Origin of the sequence: Croceibacterium selenioxidans (assembly GCF_018599195.1) — a bacterium.
In the GTDB taxonomy this organism is placed as follows: Bacteria; Pseudomonadota; Alphaproteobacteria; order Sphingomonadales; family Sphingomonadaceae; genus Croceibacterium_A; species Croceibacterium_A selenioxidans.
Genome location: NZ_JAHFVK010000001.1, coordinates 1,417,693 through 1,434,698 on the forward strand (window position 1 = coordinate 1,417,693; position 17,006 = coordinate 1,434,698).

At 60.8% G+C, this 17,006-nt stretch carries 14 protein-coding genes and 1 tRNA gene; 9 read left to right on the forward strand and 6 right to left on the reverse strand.

The features are described from left to right. Positions 1 to 118: 118 nt before the first annotated feature. The 7 genes from KK137_RS06885 to KK137_RS06915 all read left to right on the forward strand — a co-directional run bounded on the left by KK137_RS06885 (position 119) and on the right by KK137_RS06915 (position 9,250). Positions 119 to 1,483, forward strand: coding sequence for a glycosyltransferase family 4 protein (locus KK137_RS06885; RefSeq protein WP_214535414.1), 1,365 nt, complete (start codon positions 119 to 121; stop codon positions 1,481 to 1,483). 44 nt (positions 1,484 to 1,527) lie between these two features. After that, the gene (locus tag KK137_RS06890) at positions 1,528 to 2,433 is read left to right on the forward strand and encodes a methionyl-tRNA formyltransferase (RefSeq protein WP_214535415.1); all 906 of its coding nucleotides are present in this window, start codon (positions 1,528 to 1,530) and stop codon (positions 2,431 to 2,433) included. Positions 2,434 to 2,436: 3 nt separating this feature from the next. Further along, the gene (locus tag KK137_RS06895; protein ID WP_214535416.1) at positions 2,437 to 3,129 is read left to right on the forward strand and encodes a PIG-L deacetylase family protein; all 693 of its coding nucleotides are present in this window, start codon (positions 2,437 to 2,439) and stop codon (positions 3,127 to 3,129) included. A gap of 582 nt (positions 3,130 to 3,711) precedes the next feature. Beyond that, entirely contained in the window at positions 3,712 to 5,343 is a 1,632-nt protein-coding gene (locus KK137_RS06900) for a hypothetical protein (RefSeq protein ID WP_214535417.1), read from the forward strand. 503 nt (positions 5,344 to 5,846) lie between these two features. Continuing rightward, the gene (locus KK137_RS06905; RefSeq protein WP_214535418.1) at positions 5,847 to 7,565 is read left to right on the forward strand and encodes a hypothetical protein; all 1,719 of its coding nucleotides are present in this window, start codon (positions 5,847 to 5,849) and stop codon (positions 7,563 to 7,565) included. An 849-nt stretch (positions 7,566 to 8,414) separates the two neighbouring features. Beyond that, positions 8,415 to 8,624 carry a hypothetical protein gene (locus KK137_RS06910; protein ID WP_214535419.1) on the forward strand — a complete coding sequence of 70 codons (210 nt, stop codon included), beginning with the start codon at positions 8,415 to 8,417 and terminating at the stop codon, positions 8,622 to 8,624. A 191-nt stretch (positions 8,625 to 8,815) separates the two neighbouring features. Next, positions 8,816 to 9,250 carry a DUF6766 family protein gene (locus tag KK137_RS06915; RefSeq protein ID WP_250893610.1) on the forward strand — a complete coding sequence of 145 codons (435 nt, stop codon included), beginning with the start codon at positions 8,816 to 8,818 and terminating at the stop codon, positions 9,248 to 9,250. 102 nt (positions 9,251 to 9,352) lie between these two features. On the opposite strand, the gene KK137_RS06920 is transcribed toward KK137_RS06915, so the two are convergent. The 6 genes from KK137_RS06920 to aspS all read right to left on the reverse strand — a co-directional run bounded on the left by KK137_RS06920 (position 9,353) and on the right by aspS (position 14,621). Beyond that, positions 9,353 to 9,429: transfer RNA gene (locus KK137_RS06920), tRNA-Met, on the reverse strand. A 66-nt stretch (positions 9,430 to 9,495) separates the two neighbouring features. Next, a complete protein-coding gene (locus KK137_RS06925; protein ID WP_214535420.1) occupies positions 9,496 to 10,062 on the reverse strand; it encodes a 2'-5' RNA ligase family protein in 567 nt (188 codons plus the stop codon). Further along, complete coding sequence (gene mltG / locus KK137_RS06930; RefSeq protein ID WP_214535421.1) at positions 10,026 to 10,997, reverse strand: endolytic transglycosylase MltG; 972 nt, start codon at positions 10,995 to 10,997, stop codon at positions 10,026 to 10,028. The genes KK137_RS06925 and mltG overlap by 37 nt, the downstream gene beginning before the upstream one ends. An 8-nt stretch (positions 10,998 to 11,005) precedes the next feature. Then, complete coding sequence (gene fabF / locus KK137_RS06935) at positions 11,006 to 12,265, reverse strand: beta-ketoacyl-ACP synthase II (RefSeq protein WP_214535422.1); 1,260 nt, start codon at positions 12,263 to 12,265, stop codon at positions 11,006 to 11,008. Positions 12,266 to 12,408: 143 nt separating this feature from the next. Continuing rightward, complete coding sequence (locus KK137_RS06940) at positions 12,409 to 12,645, reverse strand: acyl carrier protein (RefSeq protein WP_039094202.1); 237 nt, start codon at positions 12,643 to 12,645, stop codon at positions 12,409 to 12,411. A 167-nt stretch (positions 12,646 to 12,812) separates the two neighbouring features. Further along, complete coding sequence (gene aspS / locus KK137_RS06945; RefSeq protein WP_214535423.1) at positions 12,813 to 14,621, reverse strand: aspartate--tRNA ligase; 1,809 nt, start codon at positions 14,619 to 14,621, stop codon at positions 12,813 to 12,815. A gap of 116 nt (positions 14,622 to 14,737) precedes the next feature. Here aspS and rnd point away from each other — a divergent pair, with 116 nt between their 5' ends. Next, positions 14,738 to 15,952 carry a ribonuclease D gene (rnd, locus tag KK137_RS06950; protein WP_214535424.1) on the forward strand — a complete coding sequence of 405 codons (1,215 nt, stop codon included), beginning with the start codon at positions 14,738 to 14,740 and terminating at the stop codon, positions 15,950 to 15,952. Next, positions 15,949 to 16,845 carry a hydrogen peroxide-inducible genes activator gene (locus KK137_RS06955; protein WP_214535425.1) on the forward strand — a complete coding sequence of 299 codons (897 nt, stop codon included), beginning with the start codon at positions 15,949 to 15,951 and terminating at the stop codon, positions 16,843 to 16,845. The genes rnd and KK137_RS06955 overlap by 4 nt, the downstream gene beginning before the upstream one ends. Positions 16,846 to 17,006: the final 161 nt, after the last annotated feature.

Genomic DNA, 17,006 nt, shown 5'->3' on the forward strand with positions numbered 1-17,006 from the left:
AATGGCAAGCACATAGCCTTTGGGATGCCTGATCTGCTCCCCTAGCTCTCTTCGCTATTGAGCGCGTTCCACAGCACCCATTTGGCACGGCCATCCTATCCTAAGGGTTATCAAACCGATGACCGGGTTGCCGATCGGCATCGTCAAGCCAACTATACGGCTTCCACTTGGTCTGGGTGAACGGGGGTGCCGGAAAACCGGCTCGCTTGACCGTGACCCGAGTAGAGCACGGTACAACCTCGTGAAAACACTAATCTTATCGAGCCTGGCCTATTCGTTGACGAATTTCCGCGGGGCTCTCCTCGCGGACATGCGGCGCAATGGGCACAAGGTCATTGCCGTGGCGCCGGACGATAATCCGGAGGTCAGGGAAAAGCTTGCGGCGGACGGAATCGATTTCCGTGTCATCCCAATGCAGCGAGCCGGGAAAAACCCATTCAGCGATCTTTGGCTGTTGTCGAACTATCTCTGGCTCATGATCCGCGAGAGGCCGGACCTGGTCCTTGCCTATACACAGAAACCGATAGTGTACGGGGGACTTGCCGCCCGTATCCTGTGCATCCCGCGGTTTTACGCGCTCATGTCGGGTCTTGGCCACGTCTTTGGCTCGTCGGGGCAGGTAGACACCGTCTTCAGGCTGATCGTCGCCAAACTCTATCGAGAAGCCGTCCGTTGGGCGCGCGCCATCTTCGTCTTCAATGCCAACGATCGCGAAGACATGCTTCGCTTGGGGATAATTTCGCCCGAGCAGAACGTGATCCAGGTTCCGGGGTCAGGGGTGGACATCGATCATTTCGCGTTCGCCCCGCCCCCGCAATCGCAGATATCCTTTATTTTGATCGCCAGGCTCATGCGCGACAAAGGGATCTATGAGTTCGCGGAGGCCGCGCAGCGAGTGAGCGCCGATCATCCGAAATGCAGCTTCAGCATTCTTGGCCACCTCGATTCCGAAAATCCCACGGGACTTACGGTGGCGGATTGCGAGAAATTGGCTCAACGGTATCCGGTTCGCTTCATTCCCGGCACCAACGATATCCGCCCCTACCTTTCAGGCGCGTCGGTTTTCGTACTTCCGTCCTACTATCGAGAGGGGCTGCCTCGCACCATTCTTGAGGCCATGGCCATGGGGCGCCCGGTCATCACGACCGACATGCCGGGATGCCGCGACCCCATCGTGCAGGGAGACAATGGTTTTCTCGTTCCGCCGCGTGATTCACAAGCACTTGCCGAAGCCATGGCCCGTTTCGTGAACCGGCCCGCACTGGTCGAGGAAATGGGCCGGCGCTCAAGGGAACTGGCCGAGGAGGTCTATGACGTCAGGAAGGTCAATCGCCTCCTGCTCAACGAAATGGATCTCGAGTCACCCTTTGGCTACGAGAATACGGCCAGGCTAGCCACCGCAAGACGATCATCGCTTGGGGCGCCCGCGTTGGCCAAACCGCAATCCGGCAAACTCGACAGACCTGCCCGTGCAGCAAGCTGACTGCGTACCCAGGCTTCCCGCGTTTCCGGCAAGGGTAGCCTGACGTGCGTGCGGTAGTGGTGGGTGCCGTCGGCAGCACGGAGGTCCTGATCAACAGCCTGATCGCCAGTCCGGATTGGGACTTGGTGCTGGTGGTTACCGTTCCTACCGAATTGCACGGTCGGCATTCGGATATCGTTGACCTGGCCGAACTCACGAAGACAGCTGGAGCTGCGCTGCACTTCACGGCCCGTACCAATGACGAACAGACTCTTGGCGCGGTGCGACGAGCAGCCGCCGACTACATCTTCGTGGTCGGCTGGTCACAGCTTTGCGGGCCAGAATTTCTCGCGCTGAATCCCGGTCGAGTTGTGGGTTACCATCCCGCCGCCCTTCCTCGGCTGCGAGGAAGGGCCGTGATACCGTGGACCATTCTGCTCGAAGAAAAGATCACTGCGGGGAGTCTCTTTTGGTTGGGCGAAGGGACCGATGACGGCGATCTGATTGCACAAGAATTCTTCCATGTTGCGCAGGACGAGACGGCAGCGAGCCTCTATGACCGTCACATGAGGGCGCTCGACACGATGCTGGCACGAGTGCTTCCGCAACTCGCCGATGGACTGCAGCCAAGGATTCCGCAGGACGAGCGCTACGCGACCTACGCAGCGAAGCGGACGCCCGCGGAGGGGCTCATTTCCTGGGCCTCCGGTGCCAGAGAGATCGATCGTCTGGTGCGGGCGGTGGGCCGCCCGTATCCGGGCGCTTTCAGTTACCTCGGAGACGAGAAGCTCACCCTTTGGAACACGGTCCCGGTTTCCGGCGACGGACGTCACCATGCCTTGCCAGGGCAGATCGTGCAGTGTGACGAGCGATCGTTTGTAATTCAAACCGGAGATGGATTACTCAAAGTCGATGATTGGGAACTTGAGGGTCCGTCACTGCTGCGCATCCATGCGATATTGGGACGCTGACCGATGAGCGACCTGAAGCATTTCGGGCGCGTGCTGGTGATAGCGCCTCATCCCGACGATGAGATACTTGGTTGTGGCGGAACCATCGCCCGGCTCTCAGCCGAGGGGCAAGAGGTCCACGTTGCGGTCACGACCCAGGGCTACCCGCCCGCATTTTCGGAAGAGAGTGTCGCCCAGGTCAGGCGCGAGATGACGAGCGCTCATGAAATCGTGCGCGTCTCGCAAACCCACGTCCTCGACTTACCCGCCGCCGCGCTGGACCAGGTGCCCGCTTCCCAGCTCAACGCGAAGCTGGAACAACTTGTGAAAGATGTCGCTCCAGACACCCTCTTCCTTCCCTTCGTCGGAGACATCCACGGCGATCATCAGCTGATATTTCTCGCTTCCATGGTTGCCGCCCGCCCGCGGCACGACAAGGCGCCATCCCGGATATTCTGTTACGAAACGCTATCCGAAACGAACTGGTACGCGGCGCCAGTCACACCTGCGTTCGTGCCTAACGTCTTTATCGATATCTCCGATACCTTGGAGACGAAGGTCAGGGCGTTCGCAGCCTTCGCCAGCCAGGTTCGCCCGTTCCCGGACGAACGCTCAATCGAAGCCATAGAATCCCTTGCGCGCATTCGTGGAGCCGCGGTTCATCTTCGCGCAGCCGAAGCCTTCGTTCTCGTAAGAGAAATAGCCCGGAAGACCTGACCGGCTTTCGCGACTCGGCACAGCCCGAGAGTAGTGTCGCTATCGCGTCGGCGCTCGCCGAAACCAGCCCAGCTTTCACCAATATAATATCTTGAAAAGAGTAATTAATTCGGAATTTCAGTCGAAACCATCAAATCCAAGCAGTTGATAATTCGTCCGCTTGACCAAAATGAACCACGGCTCGTCTCCTTTCGGCTTGACCGTGTTGTGCGCTCCCCACCTGATTTGGCAATAAGCATGCGACGGGTCGTCGTTGCAGTAAGTTTATTGCAACGCTCCCTCAGCACATTTTATCTTATCCATTGGTTTTGTTGGGGGATTTGTTCGCGTATGCACAGGTACGGCGGGGGGCTCTTGGCGTCTGCGAGCCTTATTCTTCTGACCCTATCGGCTTGCGAGGGAGGGTCGGGCGGAACACCAGCGCCCACTCCTACTCCGGCCCCCACTTCCGCTCCGTCACCCACTCCAAGTCCGAGCCCGACCCCTGCGCCCTCGCCTACTCCCACGGCAACGCCGTCGCCCACACCAGCCCCCTCCCCAACCCCGACCTCCACGCCAACGCCGACGCCGAGCGCAGGAAACGTGGGCGCGTTCACAGATCCGGATGACGGGGCGATCCCCGATCGCTCGAAGCACCCGATCGCTTTCCCAACGGCGATTGGGTTCGGTCGTGTCACCAGCGTGCGTGCCAGCAACGCCGTGGTCTACAAGATCAACTCCCTCGAGGATTCTGCCGTCCCTGGCGACGGCAAGATAACCTATCGCGAGTGTGCGCTCGCTTTGGCTGTTACATCACCTTACTCGATACCCGCGGGCCGCCCCCGTTACTGTGTTTTCGACGTATCGGGAGCGATCATTCTCCAGTCGCCGGCCCAGATCACCACACCCAAGATCTACATCGCGGGCCAGACTTCGCCGGGTGGGATCGAGTTTCGACTCGGGGCGAACTACGATCCGGTCGATTCCCTCATCGATACTAGGCGCGGCGGTGACAACATGATCCTGAGGCACGTCAGGACCCGTCTGGGCGAACACCCGAACCGAACCTCGGACAATGGCGATCCCATCCGGCTAAATGCGACGAGCAATCAAATACTCGACCATGTCTCGACCATGTATGGAACTGACGAGAGCCTTGAGGCCGATTGCTTCAATTGCACAATTCAATGGTCCATTATCGGTCCGAATATCTGCCGCAACTCAGGGCATACGGCCGCGCTCCATTGCAAGACATTCTTTCTGAAGCCTGCGGGCAACGTAACGATCGCTTACAATCTTAGCCAGCATGGTGAACAGCGCGGCATCAACATTGCCCCCGGGACCTATCCCCAAGGCGCCGGCAGCTACGCTCAGGCAGACATCTTCAACAACGTGCTCTATCACTTTGTGGCCGAGGGGGGTTTGCTGTCGAACCAGTTTGGTAGCCCCTATGCCAACTATATAGGCAACGTTTATTTGCGCGGCCCAAGATACAACGCTTCAGACGGAAACTACCTGGCCGCTTTCTACACCGACGGCGCGCAATATGACTTTGGCTACAGTGTCTACATGAAGGACAATGTCACGCCTCGTACGCGGGTCGCGGGCCAGTTTGGCCAAACTGTCACTGATCCATTCCAAAACGGAGCCGGCTTCCACTCCACTGCGAATCCAGCTGAAGTTTGCGGGGTAACTGCGACGGGGACGAAGAACTGCGCGCTCAGCGGCTTGAGCGTCGTGCAAAACATCGCCTACACCACGGCGCCGAACGTCAATGGCCTGCAATATGAGTCCTGGATGATCGGGACGCCGATGCAGGCCATGCGGGATGTGCTGGCTTACGCCGGAGCGGAGCGGTGCCGCGATGGATCATGCCGGGACAATGTCGACAGCCTCTACCTCAACGACGTTCGCACGTGCGACGCCAGCCCATACCTGATGCAAACCGACTGGACCTCGACAGTCGCGGCTTCCGGCGGTTGGGCCAACCTCATTTCCACCGGAGGAGCCAAGCCCGATCGCGACAACGACGGCATGCCAGACGAGTGGGAGCAGAAATACAACAACACGAATCCGGACATCTGGGACGCCAACGCCGACCTTGACGGAGATGGCTATCCGAATATCGAGGAATACCTCAACTTCCTCGCTCAGGACGACTTGCGATATCGCGGCATCTACGGCTCCGGCACGGGTGCGCTCCCCGCGTATAATTGCGGTCGCCCGATGTTCTGAGCTGTTGCGCCAGCGCAGCGTGTCGCTCGCCTGTCATAGCCCGTGCATTGGGGCGAAACTGGCGAGTCCAAGCCGCCTTCCTAACCTATCGGGCTCGTTCGATAGCGCTTCCGCACATCTTCTGTGCAATTGTGGCGAAATCTGGAAAAAATAAAATAAAACAGATAGATTGTATGTTGTTTACGGTCCCGACTGGTCGCCGACTACCAAATCAGACCGGAATTTCGCGCCTCACAAATCCTCATTCCAGCCAAATTAGACCACGGTTCGTCTACTTTTCGCTGAAACATGTTGTGCTGATAGCGCCCGCTTTGGCAAGAAAAGAACGGGTAGAGTGATCGCTGCGATAGATAAGTGCGGCGAGTCCCAATTCACATTGTCTGTCCATTGGCTTTGTTGGGATTTATTCAATCATGGGCCGCATCCAAATTCGGCTACTCGCTTCCGCGAGCGCACTTCTGTCACTTTCTGCCTGCGACGGGAGCGGCTCAGGAAGTGCGGTGATGAGCAAGACATCGCAGGCTGCATCGGCAACGCCGGCAGCTGTCGTCACCACCGCCGCGGCGGCACCTACGCCAACGACCGGGAAAGTGAGCGCGTTCACAAATCCCGATGACGGAGCGATCCCCGATCGGGCCAAGCACCCGATCGCCTTTCCTACCGCCATTGGTTTTGGCCGCTCCACCAGTGTTAGAGCCAGCAACGCCGTGGTCTACAAGATAAACTCGCTGGAAGACACAGCCGGCCCCGCCGACGGCAAGATAACCTATCGGGAATGCGCCTTGGCCCTGGCGGTCACGACGCCTTACGCGATACCGGCTGGCCGACCCCGTTACTGCGTGTTCGACGTCTCCGGTGCGATCATTCTCCAGAAACAAGCCCAGATCACAGTACCTAAGATCTACATCGCAGGTCAGACCTCACCGGGAGGGATCGAGTTCAGGCTCGGCGCGAACTACTCTCCCGTCGACTCCTTGATCGACACCAGGCGCGGCGGTGACAACATGATCCTGCGGCACGTCAGGACCAGACTGGGCGAGCACCCGACCCGCAAGTCCGACAATGGCGATTCCATCCGCCTCAACGCCACGAATTACCAGATTCTGGACCACGTCTCGACCATGTTCGGGACGGACGAAAGCCTCGAGGCTGATTGCTTCAACTGTACTGTGCAATGGTCGATCATCGGTCCGAACATCTGCCGCAATTCAGGACATTCATCAGCACTCCATTGCAAGACGTTCTTCCTCAAGCCGGCCGGCAATGTCACTCTGGCCTATAACCTCAGCCAACATGGCGAGCAGAGAGGCATTAATATCGCTCCTGGAACGTACCCCGAAAAAGTAGGTGGGTTCGCCCAGGCCGATATCTTCAACAACGTCTTGTACGACTTCATCGCGGAAGGGGGACTCGTATCGAACCAATTCGGCAGCCCCTTCGTAAACTATATCGGCAACGTCTACTTCCGCGGTCCGCGCTATAATGCATCGGACGGAAACTACCTCGCGGCCCTCTATACGGCCGCAGCGCGCAACAAGTACGGTTTCAATATCTACATGAAGGATAATGTGACGCCGCGCACGCGGGTGGCAGGCCAGTTCGGCCAGACCGTTACCGACCCTCACCGGAACGCCGCAGGTTTCCATTCGACGGCCACCCCCGCATCAGCCTGCGGTTTGACCGCAGCGGGACTGCAGAACTGCTCCATTAGCGGAATGAACGTGGTTCAAAGCACAGCGGCCGCCACCGCGCCGGGCGTTGGCGCTTTGCAATCGGAATCATGGATGATCGGGACGCCGATGCAGGCCATGCTCGACGTCATGGCCTTTGCCGGTGCCGAGCGGTGTCGCGACGGATCGTGCCGGGACAACGTCGACGCTTACTACATCGACGACCTTCGAACCTGCGACAAGAGCCCTTACTTGTTCCAGAGCAACTGGACGTCGACCGTCGCCACCTCGGGCGGATATGCAATGCTGACTTCCACCGGAGCGGCAAAGCCAGATCGCGACAACGACGGCATGCCTGACGAGTGGGAGCAGAAGTACAGGAACACCAACCCCAACGTCTGGGACGCCAATGCGGACCCCGACGGCGATGGCTATCCGAACATCGAGGAATATCTCAACTTCCTCGCCCAGGACGACCTTCGCTATTACGGGATCTATGGTTCCGGAAAGGGAGCGGTTCCGGCCTACAACTGCGGCCGTCCGATGTTCTGACGCGCCAGCGGTGCGTCAGGTCGACACTTTAAGGGTGACGGGGTGACACTGTGGCGCGGCGTTTGCGCCATAGTGCCAACTTGCGGTTTTTCCGCGGAAAACCGCCAAATTTTGCGTCAACTTACAGCGAAGGGTGTCACCTTCCGCGTCCAAGCCGCCCCCGCAAGTTTACACTTTGCGTCAGTTCGCGAAGGAGGAGAAACCCACAAAATCAAAGAGCCGTCGCCACAATGAAGCAGGCGCGGGCTTGTAGGAAAGTGTTTTCGCTCCCCCCAACCCGATGCGGCCACACGCAAACCACTCGCCGGCGAGTGGCTAGTCCACCATATCGGCAACGAGGCGTCGCAACTCCTCGACCGGAATGTTTGAGATGGGCCGGTTACGGGCATGGGCCCTCGGGCGGTATGCCCCGACTAGGGCCGGGGCGGTTCTGGCGCTTCTGAGCGCGCCGATAGTCTGATTTGTCATTATATCCTGGTGGGCGGCCTGATGCCGCCAATTCTTATGTCTATCGATGGACCCCTAGCTGAATCGAAGGTCGGCAGAGTGCCTGCGCGTTGATCGATTTGGGGGTGAGGACGAATCCGAAATGAGTACGGAGCTTTGCGTCCGAAGCGAATGTGGGGAGCGAACGCGGGCTTTTCAAGGCACCCCAACTTGGCCCCGTCATCCTTGTCACTGGGCCGACAATTCAACGGCCGCCAGCCCTGTTGATGGACGTTAAATTTGGCTCCGTTCGGGCCGCCCGTCAGTTGCTGAGATGCCGCTTCGCGGCATCGGCCCACAAGGCCACTCACGTACGCAAGACCCAAGACGAAGGAAGGAAACCAGGTAAGTAGGAGAGGTGCGATGAGCGAAGAGGACATTCGCTATTACGAGAAACGCCTGGCCGAAGAACGCGCGCGGGCAGAGGCAGAAGACGATGAACATCTGCGTGCCGTCCACGCCCGTTTCGTGCAGGAAATCGAAGGAAAGATCCTCCGCATCAAACAGGATGCGCAGTTCAAAGACGATCTCCCCCGGACCCAGGCACCGTCAGACCTGCACGTCGCCACCTAGAGAGCGGGAGGGGGGAATGCCCGTTTTCTACACCCGCCTGAGCGGACACTGGCTCAATCGCAACCGCCTCCCGGCGCCATAACCCCCAACCCGCTGGAACGCTGTTGCCCTTCTCCCATTTGGGGAGAGGGAAGAGAGGAGTTATGCAGATGTCTGAAAACCTTACCCTTGCGGCTGTCCGGGTCTGAGCGATGGCCAGCACCGAGAGCAAGGCGGCCAAGTACGGCGTTCTGGGGAAATATGCCTACGCGTGGCTAACACTGGCCTTCTTCGCCGGGTCGTTTGCCCTACATTGGTGGTTCGGGTGGCTGGCATTTGTCGACGAAGCCCGCCAGCACAGCCAGGACCCCGTGATCTCCGAATATCTCACGGTCATGGGCCGCGACACTTTCGAGAACTGGCAATCGGAGTTTCTGCAGCTGCTCTGGCAGGTCGTGGGGCTCGCCTACTTTCTCTACATCGGCTCACCATCATCGAAGGAGAACGACGATCGCCTCGAAGCCAAGATCGATGCCCTCATGAAGTTCGTCGGCGGCCAGGAAGGAGAGCGGCTGCAAGCCGAACTCGATGAAGCCTTTCTCCGTCACGGCGGGCACGCCAAGCCCCACGGGCATCGCGACCCTTGATCAGGATTGCTGAAAGAGGCCGCGGGTGGCTGAGCCGCGCATGGCTGAAAGGAACCGCCGCATAAGTGCCTGGGGTTCGATCACGGAAGACGCTGAATAAGGTGGTAGCGGAGGAGGGACTCGAACCCCCGACACGCGGATTATGATTCCGCTGCTCTAACCGGCTGAGCTACTCCGCCCCAAGGGCCTTCGGTCGCGGTTGAACCGCGGCAAGGCGGCGCATTTAGGGCCGACCTGCGGCGCGGTCAACCGCGGAATGACCAAGATTTCAGGAGTTGCCAGGGACCGCCTCGCCAGGCGTGGAGCGCGAGGCCCGCAAAGGTGAAATCTCGCGGGCTGAACTCGCTTTCCAACCTCGTCTGAAGCGTCCTCGCTTCCGCAGACGTCACCTTGTTTTGGATCGTGATGTGGAGTTTCGGGACGCCCAAATCCTGCGCACTTAGCAGCCCATGCAACCGTTCCGAGAGGTCTTCCCGCAACGACTGCATTTGCGGGGAGGTGATTTCGAGCGCCGTCCCGCCGACGAGCCTCGACACACCCGATAACCTGGCCTGCGGCGACCGGCTGTGGCGTGCCCTCTCTTTCAGGAGCTCCCGCACTTCCTCTGCACTAGAGGGCGGCAGAGAATGGAACAGCGTGACGTGGGCGGGCACCCTGTTACGATCCGGCGGGTAGTGCTGCCGGCGTAGCTTGTCCGCTAACGCCTGCAGGTCGCCTGGCAGGACCGCCGTAACGATCAGAGGCGCACCGCGGGCTGGCTCGAACGGCGGCGTCGCTACATCTCCCCGCGGGCGCGACGGATGGCGAACCACTTGGCCACATTGGCGTTGTGTTCGGCCAAGGTGCTGGCGAAAGCGTGACCGCCGGTGCCATCCGCAACCATGAACAGCGCATCGGTATCCGCCGGATTGAGCACGGCCTCGATCGAAGCGCGTCCGGGGTTGGTGATCGGCCCCTTCGGCAAGCCGACCATCGAGTAAGTGTTATAGTCGTTCACGTCGGATATCTCGGACTGCCGGATCCGTCGCCCGAGCGGCTTGCCCTTGGTGATCGGATAGATGATCGTGGGGTCCGCCTGCAGCATCATCCCCTGTCTCAGGCGATTGGAGTAGAGCCCGGCCACCATGCGGCGCTCGCTATCCTTGCCGGTTTCCTTTTCAACGATCGAGGCGAGAATGACAGCCTCTTCGGGCGTCTTGACCGCGATGCCCGGCGCGCGCTTGGGCCACAACTCGGCCACGGTGTCGCGCATGGCCTTCTGCATCCGGGCCAGTACCGCTGTCCTGGCCTCTCCGCGTTCGAAGTCATAACTCTCGGGAAGGACGGAGCCTTCCTCCGGAACGGGGATCGCGCCGGTCAGCAAAGACTCGCCCATCAGCCTTTCGTACACCAGGATCGAAGGCATGCCCTCGGGGACCGTGACGTAGCGGCGGATCACTTCACCGTGCTGAAACGTGTCTAGGATGTCCGCCCCGCTCGCCCCTGCGGGCAGCAGGAATTCGCCGGCCTTGATCGGATCGCCGCTGCCGAGGAACTTCGCCCAGAGGAGGAAGGACTCGCTCGAAGCGATCAGGTTTTCCTCTTCGAGCTTCGCGGCGACGGAGGTGAGCGACGAACCCGCGGGGACCACGAACGTCGTGTCCTCATCGATCTTCGACGCGCCCCACCATCCCCATGTCGAAGCGGAGGCAATTCCAACCAGCAACGCGCCGAGGATAACGGCGACCAGACAACCTTTGCGGTTCATCGTCCGCGCTAGTCGACGCGTTTCACTATGAGGCTGGCATTCGTGCCGCCGAAACCGAAGCTGTTGTTGAGCGCTGCGCGTACGGTGCGTTTCTTGGCGACATGCGGGACAAGATCGGCGCCTTCGGTGCCTTCGTCGGGATTATCGAGATTGAGCGTGGGCGGGACGATCTGGTCACGGATGGAGAGGATGCAGAAGATCGATTCGACCGCGCCCGCGCCACCGAGCAAGTGGCCAATGGCGGATTTCGTCGAGCTCATCGAAACGTTCGCCATCTCCGGCCCGAACAGACGCTTGACCGCGCCCAGTTCGATGGTGTCGGCCATGGTCGAGGTGCCGTGCGCGTTGATGTAATCGATGTCCGCCGGGGTCATGCCCGCCTTCTTCAGCGCCGCGCTCATGGAGCGGAAAGCGCCGTCCATCTCCGGATCAGGCGCGGTCACGTGATAGGCATCGCCCGAAAGTCCATAGCCGACCACTTCGGCGTAGATCTTCGCCCCGCGAGCCTTGGCATGCTCATATTCCTCGAGCACGACCACGCCCGCGCCCTCGCCCATGACGAAGCCGTCGCGGTCGCGGTCATAGGGACGGCTCGCCTGCTCCGGGCGGTCGTTATAGGACATATTGAGCGCACGCGCCTGGGCGAAACCGGCGATGCCGATCGGGCAGATGGTCGCTTCCGCCCCGCCCGCCAGCATGATGTCCGCGTCGTCGTCGCGGATCATGCGGGCCGCGTCGCCGATGGAATGCGCCCCCGTGGAACAGGCGGTGACGACTGCGTGGTTGGGGCCTTTGAGGCCATACTTGATGCTAACCTGGCCGGAGATGAGGTTGATCAGGCGGCCGTGGACGAAATGCGGGCTGACCCGGCCCGGCCCCTTCTCGGCCAGCAGCAGGCTCTCGCTTTCGATTCCCGGAAGACCACCGATGCCCGAGCCGATCGAAACGCCGGCCCGCAAGCGCGTGGCCTCGTCCATGTCCAACAGTCCGGCGTCCTCGATAGCCTGGCCCGCGGCGTCGAGGCCGTAGACGATGAACGGGTCAACCTGACGCTGGACCTTGTGATCCACACGCTTGTCGGGATCGAAGCCGTATTCGTGGTCCTTCGGCTTCACTTCGCAGGCGATCTGACACTTGTACTCGGACGCATCGAAGTGCGTGATCCGTCCCGCACCGCTCTTCCCGGCGAGAATGTTCGCCCAGGTCGTCTCGACATCGCTGCCAAGAGGGGTGACTAGCCCCAATCCGGTTACGACCACTCGACGCATAACTAATCTCCGAAAACCGTGCGGAACTTCCGCCATAAAATGCAACAGGCCCAACCCCTGTGCGGGCTGAGCCTGTCGAACCCGTTAGGGTTGCGCCGCGCGCCCCTTGAAAACCTCAGGGCTCACGACGGCAGGGATGGTAATTATCCCTTGTGCTCTTCGATATACTTGTTGGCGTCGCCAACCGTATTGATCTTCTCGGCAGCGTCGTCCGGGATCTCGACCCCAAACTCTTCTTCGAAGGCCATGACGAGCTCGACGATGTCGAGGCTGTCTGCGCCCAGATCGTCGATGAAGCTCGCGTCCGGCGTGACCTTGTCTTCTTCGACGCCAAGATGCTCGACAACGATCTTCTTCACGCGATCGGCGGTGTCGCTCATGTAATGCCCTCTCGAACTATGCAGGGTTGGAATTTCCTGTCGCCCTAATGAACGGCGCGGGCACTGGCAAGTGCCCGGCGTTCAGTTCCCCTAACTCTGTGTTGATCGATTCCGACTTTTGACAGCCCTTTCGAGGCGTTCCCTCCCCCTCGCGTGAGGGGACTGGATCAGCCTTCCGCGCTCGCGGCTTCCGTCGGAGCGGCCTTCGGCGGCTCCGCGAGACGAATGTGCACGTCACGCAACTGACGCGTGCTGACTGGGCTCGGCGCCCCCATCATCAGGTCCTGCGCCCGCTGGTTGAGCGGGAAAGCGATGACTTCGCGGATGTTCGGCTCGTCGGCGAGCAACATGACGATGCGGTCGATACCCGGCGCCGAGCCGCCGTGCGGCGGAGCGCCTAGCTTGAACGCCTCGATCATGCCGGAAAAATTCGCGTCGACCTCGGCCTGCGAATATCCGGCGATCTCGAACGCCTTGTACATGATTTCCGGACGGTGGTTCCGGATCGCGCCCGAACTGAGTTCATAGCCGTTGCAGACGATGTCGTACTGCCAGGCGAGGATCGAGAGCGGATCCTGCGACTCCAACGCCTCGAGCTCGCCCTGCGGCATCGAGAACGGGTTATGGCTGAAGTCGACCTTCTTCTGCTCTTCGTCGTACTCGAACATCGGGAAGTCGACGATCCAGCAGAACTTGAAGCAGCCCTGCTCGATCAGGCCGAGCTCTTCGCCGACACGTGTGCGCGCCGCACCGGCCAGCTTTACCGCGTCCTTTTCCTTGCCGGCCGCGAAGAACAGACCGTCATCCGCGCCGAGGCCCAGCTCGGCGTAGAGCTTTTCCATGTTCTCGGGTCCGTGATTCTTGGCAATCGGTCCGCCGAACTCGCCACTCTTGCGAGTGACATAACCCAGGCCGGCGAAGCCTTCACGGCGTGCCCAGTCGTTCATGTCGTCGAAGAACTTGCGGCTCTTTTCCGCCGTCCCCGGCGCCGGGATAGCGCGCACGACGCCGCCCGACCCGACGATCTTCTCGAACAGGCCGAAGCCCGACTGCTCGAAATGCCTGGAGACGTCGGTGATGATCAGCGGATTGCGCAGGTCCGGTTTGTCGGTGCCGTACTTAAGCATCGACTCGCGATAGGGAATGCGCGGGAATTCACCGGCAGGCGTCACGCTCTTGCCGTTCGCGAACTCGGCGAACACACCGGCCAGGACCGGCTCGATCGCGTTGAAGACGTCGTCCTGCGTAACGAAGCTCATCTCGAAATCGAGCTGATAGAACTCCGGCGACCGGTCCGCGCGCAAGTCTTCGTCACGGAAACAGGGCGCGATCTGGAAGTAGCGGTCGAACCCGGCGACCATCAGCAGTTGCTTGAACATCTGCGGCGCCTGCGGGAGCGCATAGAAGGTGCCCGGATGCAGACGGCTCGGGACCAGGTAGTCGCGCGCGCCTTCGGGGCTCGAAGCGCCGAGAATCGGCGTCTGGAATTCGTTGAAGCCCTGCTCGATCATGCGGCGGCGCAGGCTGGCGATCACCTGGCTGCGCAACATGATGTTCCGGTGCATCGATTCGCGACGCAAATCGACGAAACGGTACTTGAGGCGGATTTCCTCCGGATAGTCCTGCTCACCGGCGACCGGCAGCGGCAGTTCCTCCGCCCGGCTTTGCACGGTCACTGCACGGGCATAGACCTCGATCGCGCCCGTGGGCAGGTTCGGATTGGCGGTGCCTTCGGCCCGAGCCTTGACCGTGCCGTCGATGGTGACGACGCTTTCGGCACGCAAACCGTCGAGCACTTCAAGCGCCGGCGAATCCGCGTCGGTGACGATCTGGGTGATTCCATAATGGTCGCGCAAATCGACGAACAGCACGCCGCCGTGGTCGCGCTTGCGATGTACCCAGCCCGACAGGCGCACGGTTTCCCCGACATTTCCGGCGTCTAGTCCGGCACAATTGTGGGTACGATAGGCATGCATCGCTGACTCTTCCGTTCTTGCAGTCTATGGGGCTAAGGAGCCGGCGCTAACGGGGCTTGAGCCCTGTTTGTCAAGCGTCCCGCCCGGCAGCATCCGGGCCCTATAGAAAAGTCATGATGAAAATACACCCGCTCATAACGACCACAGAGGAACTGGCGGACCTCTGCACGCGCTTGGCGAAATCCGACTTCATCGCAGTCGATACCGAGTTCATGCGCGAGAACACCTACTACCCGCTGCTGTGTCTCGTGCAGATCGGCAACGAGGAGGAAGCCGCGGCTATCGACCCGCTTGCCGCCGGAATCGACCTCACGCCGCTGTTGGAACTTCTCACCAACAACGAGGAAGTGCTCAAGGTCTTTCATGCCGGCGGACAGGATGTGGAGATCGTCTACAACCTCACCGGACGGACGCCGCACCCGATCTTCGACACGCAGATCGCGATGATGGCGGTCAGCCAGTCGGAGCAGATCGGCTATGCCAATCTGGTCGAATCATGGCTCGGCAAGACAATCGACAAGGGCGCCCGCTTTACGGACTGGAGCCGCCGTCCGCTGACCGAGCGGCAGATCGAATACGCGATCGGCGACGTCACCTATCTCGCGCGGATTTTCCCCAAGATCCTCAAGAAACTGATCAAGTCCGAACGCGGCGAATGGCTCAACGCCGAAATGGAAAAGCTCGCCGATCCGGCGAACTACGCCAACGATCTGGAAACCGCCTGGCATCGCATACGGGCGCCCAGCCGCAACGCGTTGGTGCTCGGACGGCTCAAGGCCCTGGCCGCATGGCGGGAGACGGAGGCGCAAGCCAAGGACATCCCTCGCGGGCGAATCATGCGCGATGAGACTCTGGCAGATCTCGCCAGCCATCCGCCAACCAAGCAAGACGACCTCGCCAAGGTCCGTGGACTCAGCCAGGCATGGAAGGAAAACGACATAGGCAAGCGACTGATGCGCGTGCTTCGCGACGTGGAGCCTCTGCCCGCCGACGAGATGCCCGACAAACCGAAGCGCGGGGCGCCCCTCGGCAAGGAAGGCGCGCTGGTCGCCGACTTGCTGAAGCTTCTGCTCAAGATTCGCACGCGCGAAATCGACGTAGCCGCACGGTTGCTCACTCGGTCCGACGAGCTGGAGGCGCTCGCGGCTGGCGTGCGCAAGCTCCCGGTGCTGGAGGGTTGGCGTTACGAGGTGTTCGGGCGCGACGCGCTGGAGCTGGTTGAAGGCCGACTCGGCTTCGGTGTCGAGAACGGTCGACTCAAGATGACCCGGATCGATGACGCCGGAGAGACCGTCGCATCCGAGGACACGGAGTCGCAGGCGGCCGAGTGAGCACTTACCTCCCCACCATCAAGCAGCTGCAGTACCTGGTTGCGCTTCACGAGCATGGCCATTTCGGCCAGGCCGCGAAAGCCAGCTTCGTTTCGCAGTCGACCTTGTCGGCGGGAATTCGCGAGCTCGAATCGCTTCTCGGGGTCACGCTGGTCGAGCGAAGCCGCCGAGTCGTGCGCTTCACTCCGTTAGGTAACGCGGTGGTGGCAAAAGCTCACCGGCTGCTGCGCGAGGCTGAAGAGCTGAGCGACCTGGTGCAAGCTTCGGGAAAACCTCTGCAGGGCGAACTGCGGATGAGTGTGATCCCGACGATTGCGCCCTTCTTCCTTCCCCGCATTCTGCCCCGTCTGCGCAAGGAACGCCCGAACTTGCGACTTTTCCTGCGCGAGGAAACGAGCGGAGACGCGGTCGAATCGCTGCACCACGGTCGGGCGGATTGCGTGCTGCTGGCGCTGCCCTTCGCCACGGGCGAGGTGGACAAGGCGCATATCAGCGATGACCGGCTGTTCGTCGCTTTCCCGAAGGACGATCCGCGCGATCCGCCGGAAACGATTCCTCCGGCCATGATTGACGAAAATCACCTGCTGCTGCTGGAAGACGGGCATTGCCTGAAAGAGCATGCGCTTTCGGCCTGCAACCGACCTGAGCTGCGGGCGTCCGCGACCATGATCGGCACCAGCCTGCATACCCTGGTGCAGATGGTCGACAACGGCCTCGGGATGACGATGCTGCCGGAAATGGCGATCGACGCGGGAATCCTCAACGATACCCACGTGATCGCGCGGCCTTTAAAGGCGCGCAAGGCGAGCCGAGAGATCGCGCTGATCTGGCGCAAGAACAGCCCGCGCGCCGAAGAATTCCGGCTGCTCGCTCAGGAGCTGCGGGCGGGCTGATCACCGACGCCTCTTGGGCGGAGGCGAGCGCGGAGACTGGAGTTCCGGCGGGAAACCGAGCCGAACATCCAATTGGCTAAAAGCGACCCGAAGGGCTTTCCCTCCGGTCCCGGCACCTCCGCGCCCGCCAATCCCGGGATTGCGCGGCTACTGCAATGGAC

Coding starts and splice junctions, on each gene's coding strand:
- KK137_RS06885 (WP_214535414.1), top strand. CDS start 119: ATGACCGGGTTGCCGATCGGCATCGTCAAGCCAACTATACGGCTTCCA.
- KK137_RS06895 (WP_214535416.1), top strand. CDS start 2,437: ATGAGCGACCTGAAGCATTTCGGGCGCGTGCTGGTGATAGCGCCTCAT.
- KK137_RS06905 (WP_214535418.1), top strand. CDS start 5,847: ATGAGCAAGACATCGCAGGCTGCATCGGCAACGCCGGCAGCTGTCGTC.
- KK137_RS06910 (WP_214535419.1), top strand. CDS start 8,415: ATGAGCGAAGAGGACATTCGCTATTACGAGAAACGCCTGGCCGAAGAA.
- KK137_RS06915 (WP_250893610.1), top strand. CDS start 8,816: ATGGCCAGCACCGAGAGCAAGGCGGCCAAGTACGGCGTTCTGGGGAAA.
- mltG (WP_214535421.1), bottom strand. CDS start 10,997: ATGAACCGCAAAGGTTGTCTGGTCGCCGTTATCCTCGGCGCGTTGCTG.
- fabF (WP_214535422.1), bottom strand. CDS start 12,265: ATGCGTCGAGTGGTCGTAACCGGATTGGGGCTAGTCACCCCTCTTGGC.
- KK137_RS06940 (WP_039094202.1), bottom strand. CDS start 12,645: ATGAGCGACACCGCCGATCGCGTGAAGAAGATCGTTGTCGAGCATCTT.
- aspS (WP_214535423.1), bottom strand. CDS start 14,621: ATGCATGCCTATCGTACCCACAATTGTGCCGGACTAGACGCCGGAAAT.
- rnd (WP_214535424.1), top strand. CDS start 14,738: ATGAAAATACACCCGCTCATAACGACCACAGAGGAACTGGCGGACCTC.